Consider the following 15234-nt stretch of genomic DNA (forward strand, 5'->3'; position numbering starts at 1 on the left):
ATCAATTGTAATTGGGTTGACACAATGTTGTCATTGCAACAATGTCGAATATGCTCTATTATAAAAATGAGCGTATACTTTGTACGAGAACCTAAAGGAGGATTATACATGTATTTTGAAAATACTAACCTTGAAAATTTAACCGCTGATCAAGAGCTAATTGTCAGCATTATGAAAAAACATGGTTTAGAATGTGATGGCGGTTGGGATTATGAACGTATGACATTCGATAAACGTTTCGATACTCGTGAAGGTCGTTATTACCTACGCGTTTTCGCATATGCCATTTCTGGTGATGTTGGTGCTCATGATGCCATCCTTACATTAATGAAACCAGCACTTGGTAAGTACTATTATCCACATGGTGTTGAATATGGAGAAGATGAAGTTTTCCCAGCACATATTGTGAAAAAATGTGAAGAAATCTTAAAAAAGGTTAAATTAGAATTAGATCAATTCTCAATCGAGCCTACAAATAAAAATAACTTTGAACCTGTTAACGCACGCTAATCTTTATTCATTGAAAAGTGATAGCAAGTATAGCATTAAATAGCTTCATTGTTACGAAAAGACTGGTAGTCCAGTCTTTTTTATTTTGAGTAAAAATTAGATTTCTTCTCATACTACCTATATCTAGAACAAGATGTAGGTGAGAAAATTGTTGTCATTTTTTAATCGTCCTTTTTTTCGTCATCCCATTATCGTTATCGCGATTGGGATTTTTCTCCTCTGGTTTATTTCAATATCATTGCCGATCTTACTTGCCTACTTAACTGCCTTACTTTTAGAACCTATTATAGTTCGGATGAGCAAACGCTTTCGGAAAAAGCGTAAAATAGTGGTTTCCATCTTTTTTTTATTCTTCCTCAGTATCTCTTTATTATTATGTACGCTTATTATTTATGTAAGCTGGAAACAATTTTCATCATTTATTATTGATATTCCAGATTATTTAAATCAACTTTCTGCACTATGGATTCAAATGCAATCTAAACTAAGTAACCACACCTATCATTTACCTGTAGAACTAGTTTCACAAATTCAATCCATGATTGCAAGAGCTTTAGCTTCTACTGAAAAATTTGCACATTCCTTAACAAATATCGATGTCTGGTCTGCCTTATTAACGTATATCCCTACACGATTATTTGATATTTTTGTCTATTGGATTGTCTTGTATATGTTGCTTTTGGAATTGCCAACCATCAATCAAAAAATATTAATGCCCGTCCCTTTCCACTACCATCAGAAAATTGTGTTTATTGGTGAACGAGTAAAATTAGCCTTATTTGGATTTTTGAAAGCACAATTGCTTGTCGGATTAGGTATTTTTGCTTTAGCTATCGCAGCCTTTTATTTTCTCAAAACGCCATTTCCTTTATTATTAGCATTGTTGCTTGTCGTCTTAGACTTTATTCCTTTTCTTGACTCATTTATTTTATTAGTCCCATGGGCAATCTATCAAGTTTTTGCTGGGGATTATATTTACGCCGCAGTGTTAATTGTATTAACAGTAGGTCAATTTTTAGTTCGTCGTATGATTGAGCCAAAAATAATAGGTGATAAAATTGGACTTTCTTCTCTTTCAACCTTTATTGCGATGTTTATCGGATTTAAAATTTTTGGATTTTCAGGTATTTTAATTGGACCATTACTTTTTGTAGTCGTTCTCTCATTAATTCAGCCAACGACAAAAAACCTCCCACCTACTGAAAAATAAGGTGGGAGATTTTTATTATATGCCTAAAATGGCTTTAATAACCGATGTTGTTTCGCCTGGTTCAAATAAAATATACAATAATAAATAAACAAGGACACCTGTTATAGCGACGAAGAACCAAATAATACTTGTAATCGGTCCAATACGACGGTGTAATTTTAAATTCGTTTTAAGACCTGAAACTATACTAACAATCCCAAATACGGCCCCAGAGGTTGCCAAAATAATATGGAAAATCAAGAAGAACGTATAATAAGGTTTTAAATGATCTCCACCACCAAAGGCAGTATTTCCAATAAACACTGTACGGGAAGCATAAATAATAAAGAAGATCAGTGCAGCAACACCTGCAGCAAGCATTACTTTTTTATGCCCTTCTACATTTCTTTTTATAATTAAGCCCCATCCTATTGCTACTAGTACAGCACTAATAACGATAAACGATGTACTAATAGTAGGCAAAATTTGCAATTCCATTAACAAAACCCCTTATACAAAGTAAATTTCTATTTTATAATTAATGTTGCTGTTGACTCTCCCATTTTTTTTGATGGGCAGCTAATGCATCAGCAGTAATTTTATCTGGATCCTTTTGTTCAGCACGATACCATTTTGTAAAGATCGCACCTAATAATATACCAAAAATCAGCTCTTGAATGATTTTCATAAGGACGCCACCTAATTGCTGGTCGGCAACAGGTTTCATATCCGTAAATAGCTCAGGTCCTGATAATGATAGTCCCGACAACGTAGAGGCTGGAACACAAAGCTCCATTGCCTTTAACCAAGCATCGCCATTCGTATACGTTTCATACATAGCATTAGGTGCAAAAATGATTAATCCACAGGCGGGAGTAATTAAAACGGCATTGGCAATAATATAGCCTAATTTATGCAAGGGCTTCATTTGATCTTTACCTGGCATATTTTGAATTAAAGGCCAGTACATGAAAACAGCTGATAGAAATAAGACAAATGTATAGGTACCATGTAGTGTTTCATTTAATTTAATATAATCTAATACATCCGGTAAGTGATAGAAGGAAAATAGACCAATAAACACAAACACTGCAACTACTGGTAATGTTAGCACTTTAAATATAGTTCTAACAACGGGTGCTTCAATCGCAACCTTCCAAACCCACCAAGGGATACCTTTAATTAAGAAAATCGGTACTAGCAATAATAAAATAGCCATTTGAACCATATGCATCGTAAACATAATATGAGCCATTAAATCAACTGGAGACCCTTTAATGATATAAATGGTAATCATTGCTAATACAAAATAAATCGCTTGTCCCTTTTTTAAAGGTTCGCTTTCTTTAAAATCCTGACGCCACTTTACTGTGACTAAAAAATAGACGATTGTTATAAAAACAAGAACCCCTATTAAATATGGGCTCCATAACGCTTGGAAACCAAATATACTAAGTGGCATATAGAACGCACTCCTTTAAACTTCAGTACTCCTATTATAAAACGCTTACAGCTATACTGCAATGAACGAAAGGTGAACAAATGTTAAGTTTGCCAGTGTTTGCTTCTTTTTGCAACCCTCACTAAAATTTAAAATACAAAAAGCACGTTCGTACAAAGTGACGAACGTGCTTTTTTTGGTGATTACCACCAAATAATTGTTAAGAATGCTAAGAAGAATGTAAATGCAATTAAGATTCCCATCCACATGAAGAATCCAATAACTCCACCGAAGTGTGTTTTTTTGTCTTCTAAGTGCATGAAAGAATACAGTTGAAGTACAACTTGAACACCCGCTAATAATAAAACGAATGGCATAATTAAGTATTTAGAAAAATCAGCTGCAACTACTGCGAATGCGATAAAAGTAAAGAAAATCATAATCGCAAAGTTGAGTACTTGTTTACGCATATGAACGGCATTATGATGACGATCATACTCATATTGTGCCTGTGATTTAGCAACTATAGGTGTATCGTGTGAAGACATTATCCGATCACTCCCATCAAGTAAACTACTGTAAAGATGAATACCCAAACAACGTCGATAAAGTGCCAATATAAAGCAGCTACGAAGAATTTAGGTGCATTGTACAAGTTTAAACCACGTTTTGCATTACGAATCATTAAAGTTGAGATCCATACAAGCCCTAAAGTTACGTGGAAACCATGTGTACCAACTAAAGAATAGAATGCAGTTGCAAATGCAGATTGGTTAAATGTAAAACCAAGATGCACATAGTGTTGGAACTCATAAATTTCAAGAGCTAAGAAACCAAGACCTAAAGCTAAAGTAATGGCTAACCATGTTTGCATCCCTTTAAAGTTAAAGTTACGCATATGGTAAATTGCATAAACAGATGTTAGTGAAGATGTTAAAAGTAACATCGTCATAGCAAATGCTAATGGTAATTCAAATAACCCTTGAGTTGTGAACTCCATGCCAGCTGGCCCTTTGTTCTTAAGCGCTAAATAAGTAGCGAATAAACTTGCGAAAAGTACAACTTCACAGGCAAGGAAAATCCAGAAACCAACGACTTTGTTTTTACCTTCCAGCGTTGCTTGTTCAGGATGATCTGGCCAAGTATGAGGAGTAAATTTAGTATTGAAATCCATTATTTATTTCCCCCTTTGCCATAAAGTTGTTCTTCAATTTCAATAATTTCTTCTTTGTGTAAATGGAAGCCATGATCATCTTTAACAGAACGGACAATCATTGCACCAAATGTAATTGCAAGACCAGCAATTAAAACATAGATTGACCAAGGTTTATCTGCATCAGGGTTGTAAAGCGCACCGAATGCTGCAATAAACATACCTAATGAAATAACGAATGGTATCGCTGAGTTATTTGGCATATGAATATCGCCTAGTGGCTCAGCAAATGTAACTTCTTTGTTGCCTTCTTGTTTCTCAATCCACCATGGATCTAAACCACGAACAAGAGGTGTTTGACGGAAGTTGTAGAATGGAATTGGTTGTGGAATTGACCATTCTAATGTACGTCCATCTCCCCATGGATCGCGACCTGCTGGTTTGCCTTTGATAGACATTAAGCAGTTGATTACCATTAAGATAACCCCTACACCCATCATTAATGCACCGATTGTAGAGATATAGTTGAATTGATCCCAACCTTGACCTTCCATGTAAGTGAATACACGACGTGGCATACCCATTAAACCAAGGAAGTGTTGAACGAAGAACGTTAAATGGAATCCGATAAAGAATACCCAGAAAGTAATTTTACCAAGCGTCTCATTTAACATACGGTTGAAGAAAATTGGCCAGTAGAAATGTGCTGAACCAAATAATGCAGTCACGATACCACCAACGATTACGTAGTGGAAGTGAGCTACGATAAAGTAAGAATCATGTAATTGGTAGTCAAGAGGTGCAGATGCTTGCATAACCCCTGTAACACCACCCGCAACGAATGACGGGATGAAACCAAGTGCATAAAGCATTGGCGTTGTAACTTTAATAGATCCGCCCCAAATTGTTAGGATCCAGTTAAATACCTTCATACCTGTTGGAACGGCAATTGCCATTGTTGCAACAGCGAAGATAGCGTTTGCTGTTGGCCCAAGACCAACTGTAAACATGTGATGGGCCCAAACCATGAACCCTAAGAAACCGATTAAAATTGTTGCGAATACCATTGAAGAGTATCCGAATAAACGTTTACGAGAGAACGCAGGGATAATCTCAGAGAATAATCCGAACGCAGGTAATACTAAGATATAAACTTCTGGGTGTCCGAAGATCCAGAATAAGTGTTCCCAAATAACTGTGTTACCACCCATTGTATGGTCGAAGAAGTTACCACCGAACATACGGTCAAATAACATCATTAATAAACCAATTGTTAATGGAGGGAATGCGAATAAAATTAATGCACTTGATACAAGAGCTGTCCATGTGAATAATGGCATACGCATGAATGTCATACCAGGAGCACGCATCGTGATAATCGTAACAATGAAGTTAAGACCCGAAATTAAAGTACCTGCCCCTGAAATTTGTAAACCAAGCACATAGAAGTCAATACCATGTCCTGGAGAATATAAAGATAATGATGCATAAGAAGTCCAGCCCGCATCAGGAGCGCCACCCATAAAGAATGACAGGTGAAGGAATACTGCACCTAGGAAGAATAACCAGAACCCTAATGAGTTAAGGAACGGGAATGCAACGTCACGTGCACCAATTTGTAATGGTACAAGCATGTTCATAAATGCGAATAGTAATGGAGTAGCAGCTAGGAATAACATTGTTGTTCCGTGCATTGTTAATAATTCATTGAAAAAACCAGCTGACACGAAATCGTTATTTGGTTTCATTAACTGAATACGCATTAATAACGCTTCAAAACCAGCGATAGCGAAGAACAATGTACCGGCTAATAAATACATGACTGCTAACTTTTTATGGTCAACAGTAGTAATGTAATCCCAGACAGTTGCTCCAAAGCCCTTTTTCTGTGTGTATGAGCTCACAACTTTTACCTCCCTCAAAAATTTGTTACATAGAACGAAAATTATTTTTCAACTGATAAGCCCATGATATAAGTTGCAAGAGCTTCAATTTCTTCGTCAGATAAATCGCCGTATATAGGTGCAGTACCTTCAGCATTCATCATTAAGTTACCTGGCTTAAATTCCTCAGGATTTTTAATCCAAGCTTGTAAGTTTTCTTCATTGTGTTCTAAGAAACCAGCAACACGGTTACGGTCACCAAACGTAGTTAAGTTTGGACCTGGTGTACCGCCTGCTCCTGAACCAGAGATAGCATGACAGCCTAAGCAGCTGTTAGCAAAAGTTGCTTCGCCAAGGTCTGTTGAAGCTTTGTCAGCAGTTTGACCTTCTGTCGCTTTCATTGCATCAACCCAAGCGTCAAATGCATCTGGGCTTAAAGCTTTTACTTTAAAGTCCATTAAAGCATGTGAAGGTCCACATAATTCAGCACATTTACCATAAAATACGCCATCTTTTAGATCTTTCGATTCTTTATCAAATACTAAGTAGAATTTGTTTAAGTTTTCTACGTTTGTATCCATTTTACCGCCTACAGCAGGAATCCAGAATGAGTGCTTAACATCGGCAGCTTTTAGATTAAAGTAAACCTTTTCACCTGTTGGTACTACTAGCTCTTGAGCCGTTATAATACCTTGGTTAGGATATTCGAACTCCCACCAGTACAATTTAGCTGTTACATTGATTGTTAGGGCAGTTTTATTCCCCTCTTCATCTACCTCATCCATTGCAGCAACATCTGCAAATTTATAAGTAGTTGTAACAACTGGTACAGCAATAATTAATAATAAAATAATTGGTATAACTGTCCAAATCACTTCTAACGTATGACTACCCTCTACTTGCTTAGGGATAACGTTTTCACCAACGCGTGAACGACGGTATTTCAAGAATGCAAGTAAATAAATAACGGATACTATTACCACTACTAGCGTCATAATTACAGTAGTTAACAGTAATAAATTTAATTGTTGTTTACCTACTTCTCCAGATGGTTTTAGTGTAGAAAGATAATCTTCACCACAACCTGAAAGGAAAACCATCATCACTGCTAGAAGTGAAAAAAGACGCCATTTTTTAAGCCCTTTCATCATAGCTTAATTAAACCCCTCTTTCTTTGTTGTATTTTCATGTGTACATCGGACATTAGTTCTGTCTATATGAATTCTTTAGAAAAAGAAAGAATCCCTAAATTTAGCTAAACACCGCAAATATTATGATGGATACAAATAGTATGGTCATATGATTCAATGAATAAATAAACATTCTATTTGCCCATTTCATATCATCTTTTGCTGTAAAGCCTTTCAGAGCTAGTATTAACCAGCCCAAGTTCAATGTAGTAGCAAGAGTTAAAAAGCCAATTCCAAGCTCCGGTAAAAGGAAAGGTAACGGTAATAATAAAAGAATCCAGAATAACATTGAGTACTTTGTACGTTTAAATCCCTTTACAACAGGTAGCATTGGTATTTTAGCTGCACGATATTCCTCCGTACGTTTCATAGCAAGCGCATAGAAATGTGGTGGTTGCCATGCAAACATAATTAGGAATAAGGCAAACGCTCCTGGACCTAAAGCAGGCTCGACTGCTGCAAATCCAATAATCGGAGGAATAGCCCCTGAAATGCTTCCTACAACCGTGTTACTAACATGCTTTCTCTTTGACCACATTGAATACAGAACGACATAAGCAAATATTCCTGCTAGTCCCCACATGCCGGCTGCAAACGATGCCGCAAATAACAAAATTTCACCTACAATTAAAAATGAGAGGGCAATGGTCAATACAAAATTTGGCTTGAATCTGCCAGTCACTGTCGGTCTTGCCTTCGTTCTTTTCATGATCGGATCTATATCTTGATCAATAAAGTTATTCATTGCACCTGAGCCACCAATGATTAATGCCGCACCCAGCATGGTGAATAAGATGACATCTAGCTCTTGCAAGAAGTGTCTACTAGTAAATTGAAAAGCCAGCCACATCCCTGTAAATGTTGTGACAAGATTCGAGTTTACAATACCGATTTTTATTAGTGCTAAGAAATCTTTTACAACTGATGTTGCTTCTGGACCAGTATTTCTAGTAGCCGCCAGTGTACGACCGTTTGACATACTACCTCTCCTTTCATTTTTGTAAGCATATTCCGCTAACCATAACTATAGCGAAATTTGCGATTGATTTCTAGACATTAAGTGAAATTTAGATGAAGTTGTAAAAATTAGTTTTGTCTAGAAATATAATTAAAAACAACATATCTATAGTAAAACATTTTCTAAAATGAATTGTGAAGGTTAAAGCACGAAATTATGAACAATTTGTGAAATGGAATCGACATCTAGTACTCCCTTCCCTTTACAAGTTGTTTTTTAAACGTATTTTCGATATTATCTAGTAGCAGAAACATTACTTTCTTGTAATGTTGATAGATAAAGTAGGTGACTCATTTTATGCAACACAACAGATATTTGAAGTGGTTTGCTGTTGCCGCTACGCTAGGGATGCTCCTTATATTACTCGGTGGGGCTCTCGTTACGAAAACAGATAGTGGCTTAGGCTGTGGTCGAAACTGGCCTGATTGTAATGGATCTCTTATTCCAAAGGAGATTACACCGGAAGTCCTTATTGAATTCTCACATCGTCTTGTTACTGGAGTCGTATCTATTTCAATTCTTGTGTTAACAGTTTGGACATGGCGTAAGCTCGGACATGTTCGTGAAGTAAAGCTTTTAGGTTTCTTAGCAATGTTTTTCTTAATTGCGCAGGCTCTTATTGGAGCTGCTCAAGTACTATGGGGGCAAGGTGACTTCATCTTAGCACTTCATTTTGGTATTTCTCTTATTTCCTTTGCCGCGGTTCTGCTTCTCTCTATGATTGTATTTGAAGTTGATCGGAAATTTGATGCCGATAAAGTATTTATTGGTAAAAAGTTACGTTGGCATACAATTGCTGTCACAATTTATTCTTATTTGGTCGTTTATACTGGCGCGTTAGTTCGACATACAGATTCAAGCTTAATTTGTCCAGACTGGCCATTTTGCTATAACGAAACACCGTTAGCATCACCCAATAACATGTACGAATGGGTGCAAATGGGACATCGTTTAGCTGTTCTTATTATTTTCATTTGGATTGCATACATAACTTGGCACGCTGTGAAAGAATATAAAAACCAACGTGTGGTTTACTATGGTTGGATAATTGCTTTTACTATAGTTTGTTTACAAGTGATTGCTGGTATGTTAGTAGTCCTAACTAAGCTGAACTTAACAGTCGCTTTAATGCATTCATTATTAATTTCTCTATTGTTCGGTCTATTATGTTACATGATCATGCTCGTTGCTCGTAGTAACTACAATGAAAAAGGGAAATAGTCTAATAAAAAAGATTCGTTACATGATTGTAACGAATCTTTTTTATGCTTATCGTTGTTTCTTCATAGATTCAGTTCCTATAATTCCTACTATTAAAATAATCATAGATACTAGGGCGTAGTCTTTAAAGAATGTTGTAAATGGAATGTCAAAATATCGACAAATTGCCGTTATAAGACGGCCGCCTAATAATAATAAACCAATGACAAACATCCAATTAAATAAAGCTTTAAGCATTGTTAGTTCCCTCTACTTTCATGGCTGACCAGATAATGTTGATGACCTCTGCACTATATTGTTCTACTTCTATAGAAAGTGGTCCCCCAATTAACATGTACTCCCCAATAGCTCCTTGAATAACCTTTGCCATTACATGAACGGAGGTAATAGTAAATTTCCCTTGTTCCTTTCCCTTCGTTAATATGTTGCTCAAGGCTTTTAACAAAGGATCCTCTCCATCATCTGGCAATTTATAAAAAGGAATGTCATCTGCAGTACGAGCATTAAAAATAATTTCTAGTAGCGCTATATTTTCTTCTGGATGTGTTGCTTGATAAGCAATACTCGCCTCAATAAAATTAGCTAATTGCGAAACTGGTTCATCCGCAGCATATGTTTTCGTCAAAATATATGTTGCGGATTGCTCAATCAGTGCTTGTAGACTTTGTTCAATTAATTCCTGTCGATCTGCAAAATGATACGAAATTAAAGCTGTACTGATGGAAGCTCGTTTAGCAATTTGAGCTAAACTCGACTTCACATAGCCAATGTCACTTAAAGTCCTTATAGTCGCATCAATAATTTGCTGTTTCCTTGCCTCCTGAATAAAAGTACTTTTGCTCGTTTCCATAAACTCTCCCTTTGATTACTCAAACATTTTTTTGATCACTCAATCAGATTTTACACATGTTTTCTCATTTCTACAATAAAAAAGGCATGTAGATGTTAAAAATGCATCTACATACCTCGTTTTCACTACCAATTATTCAATTTCAATCAGCAAATCACCTGTTGAAATAGCATCTCCTGCACTAGCATAAACCTCTTTTATAATACCATCCTTTGGCGCTTGAACAGTCGTTTCCATTTTCATTGCCTCTGTGATCAATAGGTGATCACCACGTTTGACAGGGCTTCCTTTGGACACAACGACCTTCAATACAGTACCAGGCATTGTAGCACCAATTTGATTTGGATTACTTGGATCTGCCTTTAATGATAGATTCCCATCTACCTCTACCGTCATATCTTGAATGACCAATTCACGGGATTGACCATTTAGCTCAAAGTACAGGACACGCGTTCCATTGTGTTGTGGTTCGCCGATAGAGACCAGTTTAATAATGAGCGTTTTTCCTTTTTCTATTTCGACTTCAATGATTTCGCCAAGCTTTAAGCCATAAAGGAATGTTGGCGTATCAAGAACTGAAATATTGCCAAAGGATTCTGCCGTTTTCGCATACTCTTCAAAAACCTTTGGATAAAGGGCATATGCCAATACATCCTTTTTCGACACCGGACGATTTAATTTTTCCTCTAACACTGCCTCCAATTGTTCAAACTGAATAGGCTCTAATAACTCACCAGGTCGAACCGTAATAGCTTTACGGTCTTTTAGTACAACTTGCTGCAATGCCTCAGGGAACCCACCGTGTGGCTGTCCTAGATAGCCTTGGAATAATTCAATAACAGAGTCTGGGAAATCAATCGTTTGTCCCCTTGTTAATACCGTGTTTTCATCTAAATCATTTTGTACCATAAAGAGTGCCATATCCCCTACTACCTTTGAGGAAGGTGTTACTTTAACAATGTCCCCAAATAATAGGTTCACACGGGAGTACATACGCTTGACTTCTTCCCAGCGATCGCCAAGGCCAACAGCCTTTGCTTGTTGTTGTAGGTTACTATATTGTCCACCAGGCATTTCATGTACATAAATTTCAGAATGTGGGCTGATCATGCCACTTTCGAAATCCTTATAGTATTTACGCACATCTTCCCAATAATAAGACAATCTTTCCAATGCATCGATGTCTGCACGTAGCTCACGCTTACTACCCTTCATGGCATAGTAAAGTGAATTTGCACTTGGTTGAGATGTGAGACCCGCCATGGACCCTAATGCTGTATCAATAATATCAACACCTGCCTCAACGGCTTTCGCATATAAGTAAATACCATTACCACTAGTATCATGGGTATGCAAATGGATTGGCATACTTGTCGTCTCTTTTAACTCGGAAATTAAACGATACGCTGCTTCAGGCTTCAATAAACCAGCCATATCTTTAATAGCTAGAATATGGGCACCAGATGCCTCCAGTTCTTTGGCCATGTCTTTGTAATATTGCACAGAATATTTCGCTCGAGTATCATCCAAAATATCGCCTGTATAGCAGATTGCTGCTTCCGCAATTTTTCCTGATTGACGGGCAGCATCTATAGCTACTTCCATTCCCTTAATCCAGTTCAGGCTATCGAAAATACGGAATACATCAATACCTGATGCAGCTGATTCTGCAATAAATTCACGGATTAAATTATCAGGATAGTTCGTGTAGCCTACAGCATTAGCACCACGCAATAGCATTTGGAATAACACGTTTGGCACTTGCTCACGTAGCTTTGCTAAACGCTCCCATGGGTCCTCCTTTAAGAAGCGATACGCCACATCAAACGTAGCACCGCCCCACATTTCCACAGAGAATAATTGATGCATCATACGAGCTGTTGCATCTGCAATTTGATACATATCATGCGAGCGTACTCGAGTAGCAAGAAGTGATTGGTGTGCATCACGGAAAGTCGTATCTGTTAATAGCACATCATCTTGTGCTAAAATCCATTGCACTAAGCCGTCTGCACCCTCGGTATCTAAAATTTGTTTCGTGCCAGCTGGCGGCACAATTAAACGGTCTATTTTAGGAATATTTGGTTGAACAAAAATTGGCTTTGATTGCTTTTCCACACCAGGGAATCCGTTTAACGTCACATTACCGATATAGCTTAACAGCTTGGTCCCTCGGTCCTGACGTACTGGGAAATGGAACAGCTCTGGTGTAGTGTCAATAAAGCTTGTATCAAAGGCACCAGATAAAAATTTCTCATGTGTCACAACATTATTTAAAAACGGAATATTCGTTTTGACGCCGCGAATACGGAATTCTTTTAAATTTCGGTCCATTTTCGCAGCAGCTTCTTTAAAGTTCATGCCAGATGTAGAGATTTTTACAAGTAAGGAATCGTAGTATGGTGTGACAACAGCACCTTGGAAACCATTGCCGGCATCTAAACGGACTCCAAAGCCACCACTAGAGCGATAAACCATTAACTTTCCTGTATCCGGCATAAAATCGTTAGCAGGGTCCTCTGTTGTTACACGTGCCTGAATCGCATAGCCAATCATTGGCATATCTTCTTGCTTCGGCATATGAATTTCTTCACTATACAGAGCATAACCTGCTGCTACCTTAATTTGGGTATGGACAATATCTACACCTGTAATCATTTCTGTAATCGTATGTTCTACTTGAATGCGAGGGTTTACCTCGATGAAATAAAAATCGTTCCCTGCGACTAAAAATTCCACTGTCCCTGCATTTATGTACGAGACATTCTTCATTATTTTCACAGCAGCAGTACATATACGATTTCTTAACTCTTCGGAAATCGAATGAGAAGGAGCAATCTCAACTACCTTTTGGTGACGACGTTGGATTGAACAATCACGTTCATATAAATGCACAATATTGCCTTGCTGGTCACCAATAATTTGCACTTCAATATGCTTAGGTTTAATAATGGCCTTTTCTACATACACCTCATCAGAGCCGAAAGCAGCTTTTGCTTCTGATTTTGCGCGTTCATAGGCTGATGCAAGCTCCTCAGCTGCATGCACAAGACGCATACCACGACCACCGCCGCCAAGCGCTGCCTTAATCATAACTGGATAGCCAACAGTGCTAGCAAACGCCTCTACCTCTGCTAAATTGGCTACAGGGCCATCTGTACCAGGAATAACAGGAATGTCAGCCGCAATCGCCTGCGAACGTGCTTTAACCTTATCCCCAAACATATCTAAATGCTGAGAAGTTGGTCCAATGAAGATAATACCCTCTTCTTCACAGCGACGTGCAAATTCCACGTTTTCTGATAAAAAACCATACCCTGGGTGAATCGCATCAACATCTGCATCTTTTGCGATGGCAATAATACCTTCAATATCTAAGTAAGCATCAATTGGTTTCTTGCCCGCTCCCACTAAATAAGCTTCATCGGCTTTAAAGCGATGAAAAGCACCACTATCTTCTCTTGAATAGATAGCAACAGTTTGGATATTCAGCTCCGTACAAGCACGGAAAATACGAATTGCAATTTCTCCTCGATTGGCTACAAGGATTTTGTTGATTGATTCCATAGGTATCCCCCTTTATGATTCTGTTTTTTTCCTCTCTACCTTTTCAAACATAGAAACATTGATTAATATTCCCATCGCTAAAGATAGAATGATTATAGATGTACCGCCATAGCTTATAAAAGGTAACGTTACACCGGTTAACGGGATTAACCCGGTTACACCCCCAAGATTGATAAACGATTGCCAGCCTATCCAGCTCGCAATACCGGCCGCAATCATGCGTGCCATTGGATCCTTTGTTCGCAATGCAATAGAAAAGCCTTTATATACAATAAACCCTAAACCAGTCAGGACGATGATAACTCCCCATATACCTAATTCTTCCATAATTATAGCCATAATAAAGTCGGTTTGTGGTTCAGGTAAATAGCCTAATTTTTGAATGGATTGACCAAGCCCTCTTCCTTCTAAGCCGCCTCCGCCAATTGCATAATAACTATTGGCCACTTGGTGTCCACTACCATTTTCATACTCAAACGGATTTAAATAAGATAAAATCCGTCCTTTTCGATTATCCGTTAATAGTTCTCCCTTGAATAATAAGAGTATACCAAGAATCGCTGCACCGAATGCTGCCAACACACCAAAAAATTTCCAAAACGTCTTAAAAGGAATGCCACTGGAAGCAACGACAGATACGGCAATACCACATAAAATAATTACTGCCCCTAAATCTGTTTCGAATGCAACACCAGCAACTACTAGGATCCATAGAAAAATGGGATAAAAAATTTCTGTTGGTTGAAGTTTTTCAAATGTATATTTTTGTGATTTTCGATAAAATGCAGCTGCAAAATATAAAATTATAAATAGCTTAGCATATTCAGATGGCTGAAAGTTCCCTAAACCAGGCACATGTATCCAACTTTGTGACCCTACATCTTCTGCACCATGCCCTGCTATCTTTAGCCAAGTAAATAGAACAGCTAATACGATGGTTAGCAACATCATAATATTCTTATTCGCATAATGCTTATAAGGGAAAAATGCTGCCACAATAAAACCAAAAAAGGCCACTATTAAATTGGTGATTTGCTTTCGATAAAAATAATCAGGTGCTTCTCCTTCTCGTGCAATAGCGACCATCATACTTGAACTATAAATCATGATTAATCCAAATAAGCTCAATAATAGGACAGTAAAAAATAAAGGGTAATCAAAATTTTGTGCATATCGTTTTAAGTATTGTTTCATCTGAAAAACCTCGTTCTA

The 15234-nt window shown here is 37.5% G+C and carries 14 protein-coding genes; 3 read left to right on the top strand and 11 right to left on the bottom strand.

What is annotated here, in order from left to right:
- Positions 1-108 precede the first annotated feature (108 nt).
- Entirely contained in the window at positions 109-510 is a 402-nt protein-coding gene (locus AC07YC_RS03430) for a YugN family protein (protein ID WP_042737480.1), read from the top strand.
- Between the two features lie 151 nt (positions 511-661).
- Entirely contained in the window at positions 662-1720 is a 1059-nt protein-coding gene (gene ytvI, locus AC07YC_RS03435) for a sporulation integral membrane protein YtvI (protein WP_225316250.1), read from the top strand.
- A 15-nt stretch (positions 1721-1735) separates the two neighbouring features.
- Here ytvI and AC07YC_RS03440 read toward each other — a convergent pair whose 3' ends face one another.
- The 7 genes from AC07YC_RS03440 to cyoE all read right to left on the bottom strand — a co-directional run bounded on the left by AC07YC_RS03440 (position 1736) and on the right by cyoE (position 8345).
- Positions 1736-2197: a DUF420 domain-containing protein gene (locus AC07YC_RS03440; protein WP_336634427.1), complete on the bottom strand. Its 462-nt coding sequence runs from the start codon at positions 2195-2197 to the stop codon at positions 1736-1738.
- A 40-nt stretch (positions 2198-2237) separates the two neighbouring features.
- Positions 2238-3161 (bottom strand): cytochrome c oxidase assembly factor CtaG, encoded by a 924-nt coding sequence (ctaG, locus tag AC07YC_RS03445; RefSeq protein ID WP_008173948.1) that lies wholly within the window; start codon positions 3159-3161, stop codon positions 2238-2240.
- Positions 3162-3343: 182 nt separating this feature from the next.
- Positions 3344-3688 carry a cytochrome C oxidase subunit IV family protein gene (locus AC07YC_RS03450; protein WP_012293127.1) on the bottom strand — a complete coding sequence of 115 codons (345 nt, stop codon included), beginning with the start codon at positions 3686-3688 and terminating at the stop codon, positions 3344-3346.
- Entirely contained in the window at positions 3688-4314 is a 627-nt protein-coding gene (locus AC07YC_RS03455; RefSeq protein WP_336634428.1) for a cytochrome c oxidase subunit 3, read from the bottom strand. The genes AC07YC_RS03450 and AC07YC_RS03455 overlap by 1 nt, the downstream gene beginning before the upstream one ends.
- The gene (gene ctaD / locus AC07YC_RS03460) at positions 4314-6197 is read right to left on the bottom strand and encodes a cytochrome c oxidase subunit I (protein WP_336634429.1); all 1884 of its coding nucleotides are present in this window, start codon (positions 6195-6197) and stop codon (positions 4314-4316) included. Before ctaD ends, AC07YC_RS03455 begins: the two co-directional genes overlap by 1 nt.
- Positions 6198-6238: 41 nt before the next feature.
- The gene (gene coxB / locus AC07YC_RS03465; RefSeq protein ID WP_036123730.1) at positions 6239-7327 is read right to left on the bottom strand and encodes a cytochrome c oxidase subunit II; all 1089 of its coding nucleotides are present in this window, start codon (positions 7325-7327) and stop codon (positions 6239-6241) included.
- Between the two features lie 100 nt (positions 7328-7427).
- Entirely contained in the window at positions 7428-8345 is a 918-nt protein-coding gene (cyoE, locus tag AC07YC_RS03470; protein ID WP_494918355.1) for a heme o synthase, read from the bottom strand.
- 336 nt (positions 8346-8681) lie between these two features.
- Here cyoE and AC07YC_RS03475 point away from each other — a divergent pair, with 336 nt between their 5' ends.
- A complete protein-coding gene (locus AC07YC_RS03475) occupies positions 8682-9605 on the top strand; it encodes a COX15/CtaA family protein (RefSeq protein ID WP_336634431.1) in 924 nt (307 codons plus the stop codon).
- A 48-nt stretch (positions 9606-9653) separates the two neighbouring features.
- Here the strand turns inward: AC07YC_RS03475 and AC07YC_RS03480 are convergent, their stop codons facing one another.
- The 4 genes from AC07YC_RS03480 to AC07YC_RS03495 form a co-directional block, all read right to left on the bottom strand.
- Complete coding sequence (locus AC07YC_RS03480) at positions 9654-9842, bottom strand: hypothetical protein (RefSeq protein ID WP_336636809.1); 189 nt, start codon at positions 9840-9842, stop codon at positions 9654-9656.
- Complete coding sequence (locus AC07YC_RS03485; RefSeq protein WP_336636808.1) at positions 9835-10455, bottom strand: TetR family transcriptional regulator; 621 nt, start codon at positions 10453-10455, stop codon at positions 9835-9837. Before AC07YC_RS03485 ends, AC07YC_RS03480 begins: the two co-directional genes overlap by 8 nt.
- A 132-nt stretch (positions 10456-10587) precedes the next feature.
- Complete coding sequence (gene pyc, locus AC07YC_RS03490) at positions 10588-14022, bottom strand: pyruvate carboxylase (protein WP_336636807.1); 3435 nt, start codon at positions 14020-14022, stop codon at positions 10588-10590.
- A gap of 12 nt (positions 14023-14034) precedes the next feature.
- Positions 14035-15216 carry an FtsW/RodA/SpoVE family cell cycle protein gene (locus tag AC07YC_RS03495; protein WP_494918356.1) on the bottom strand — a complete coding sequence of 394 codons (1182 nt, stop codon included), beginning with the start codon at positions 15214-15216 and terminating at the stop codon, positions 14035-14037.
- Positions 15217-15234: the final 18 nt, after the last annotated feature.

Source organism: Lysinibacillus sp. GW247-5R2A (genome assembly GCF_059424475.1).

Excerpts from the sequence above, each read along its gene's own strand:
- AC07YC_RS03475 (WP_336634431.1), top strand. The coding sequence starts at position 8,682 with ATGCAACACAACAGATATTTGAAGTGGTTTGCTGTTGCCGCTACGCTA.
- coxB (WP_036123730.1), bottom strand. The coding sequence starts at position 7,327 with ATGATGAAAGGGCTTAAAAAATGGCGTCTTTTTTCACTTCTAGCAGTG.
- ctaG (WP_008173948.1), bottom strand. The coding sequence starts at position 3,161 with ATGCCACTTAGTATATTTGGTTTCCAAGCGTTATGGAGCCCATATTTA.
- pyc (WP_336636807.1), bottom strand. The coding sequence starts at position 14,022 with ATGGAATCAATCAACAAAATCCTTGTAGCCAATCGAGGAGAAATTGCA.
- AC07YC_RS03485 (WP_336636808.1), bottom strand. The coding sequence starts at position 10,455 with ATGGAAACGAGCAAAAGTACTTTTATTCAGGAGGCAAGGAAACAGCAA.
- AC07YC_RS03450 (WP_012293127.1), bottom strand. The coding sequence starts at position 3,688 with ATGTCTTCACACGATACACCTATAGTTGCTAAATCACAGGCACAATAT.
- AC07YC_RS03440 (WP_336634427.1), bottom strand. The coding sequence starts at position 2,197 with ATGGAATTGCAAATTTTGCCTACTATTAGTACATCGTTTATCGTTATT.
- AC07YC_RS03480 (WP_336636809.1), bottom strand. The coding sequence starts at position 9,842 with ATGCTTAAAGCTTTATTTAATTGGATGTTTGTCATTGGTTTATTATTA.
- AC07YC_RS03455 (WP_336634428.1), bottom strand. The coding sequence starts at position 4,314 with ATGGATTTCAATACTAAATTTACTCCTCATACTTGGCCAGATCATCCT.
- AC07YC_RS03495 (WP_494918356.1), bottom strand. The coding sequence starts at position 15,216 with ATGAAACAATACTTAAAACGATATGCACAAAATTTTGATTACCCTTTA.
- AC07YC_RS03430 (WP_042737480.1), top strand. The coding sequence starts at position 109 with ATGTATTTTGAAAATACTAACCTTGAAAATTTAACCGCTGATCAAGAG.
- cyoE (WP_494918355.1), bottom strand. The coding sequence starts at position 8,345 with ATGTCAAACGGTCGTACACTGGCGGCTACTAGAAATACTGGTCCAGAA.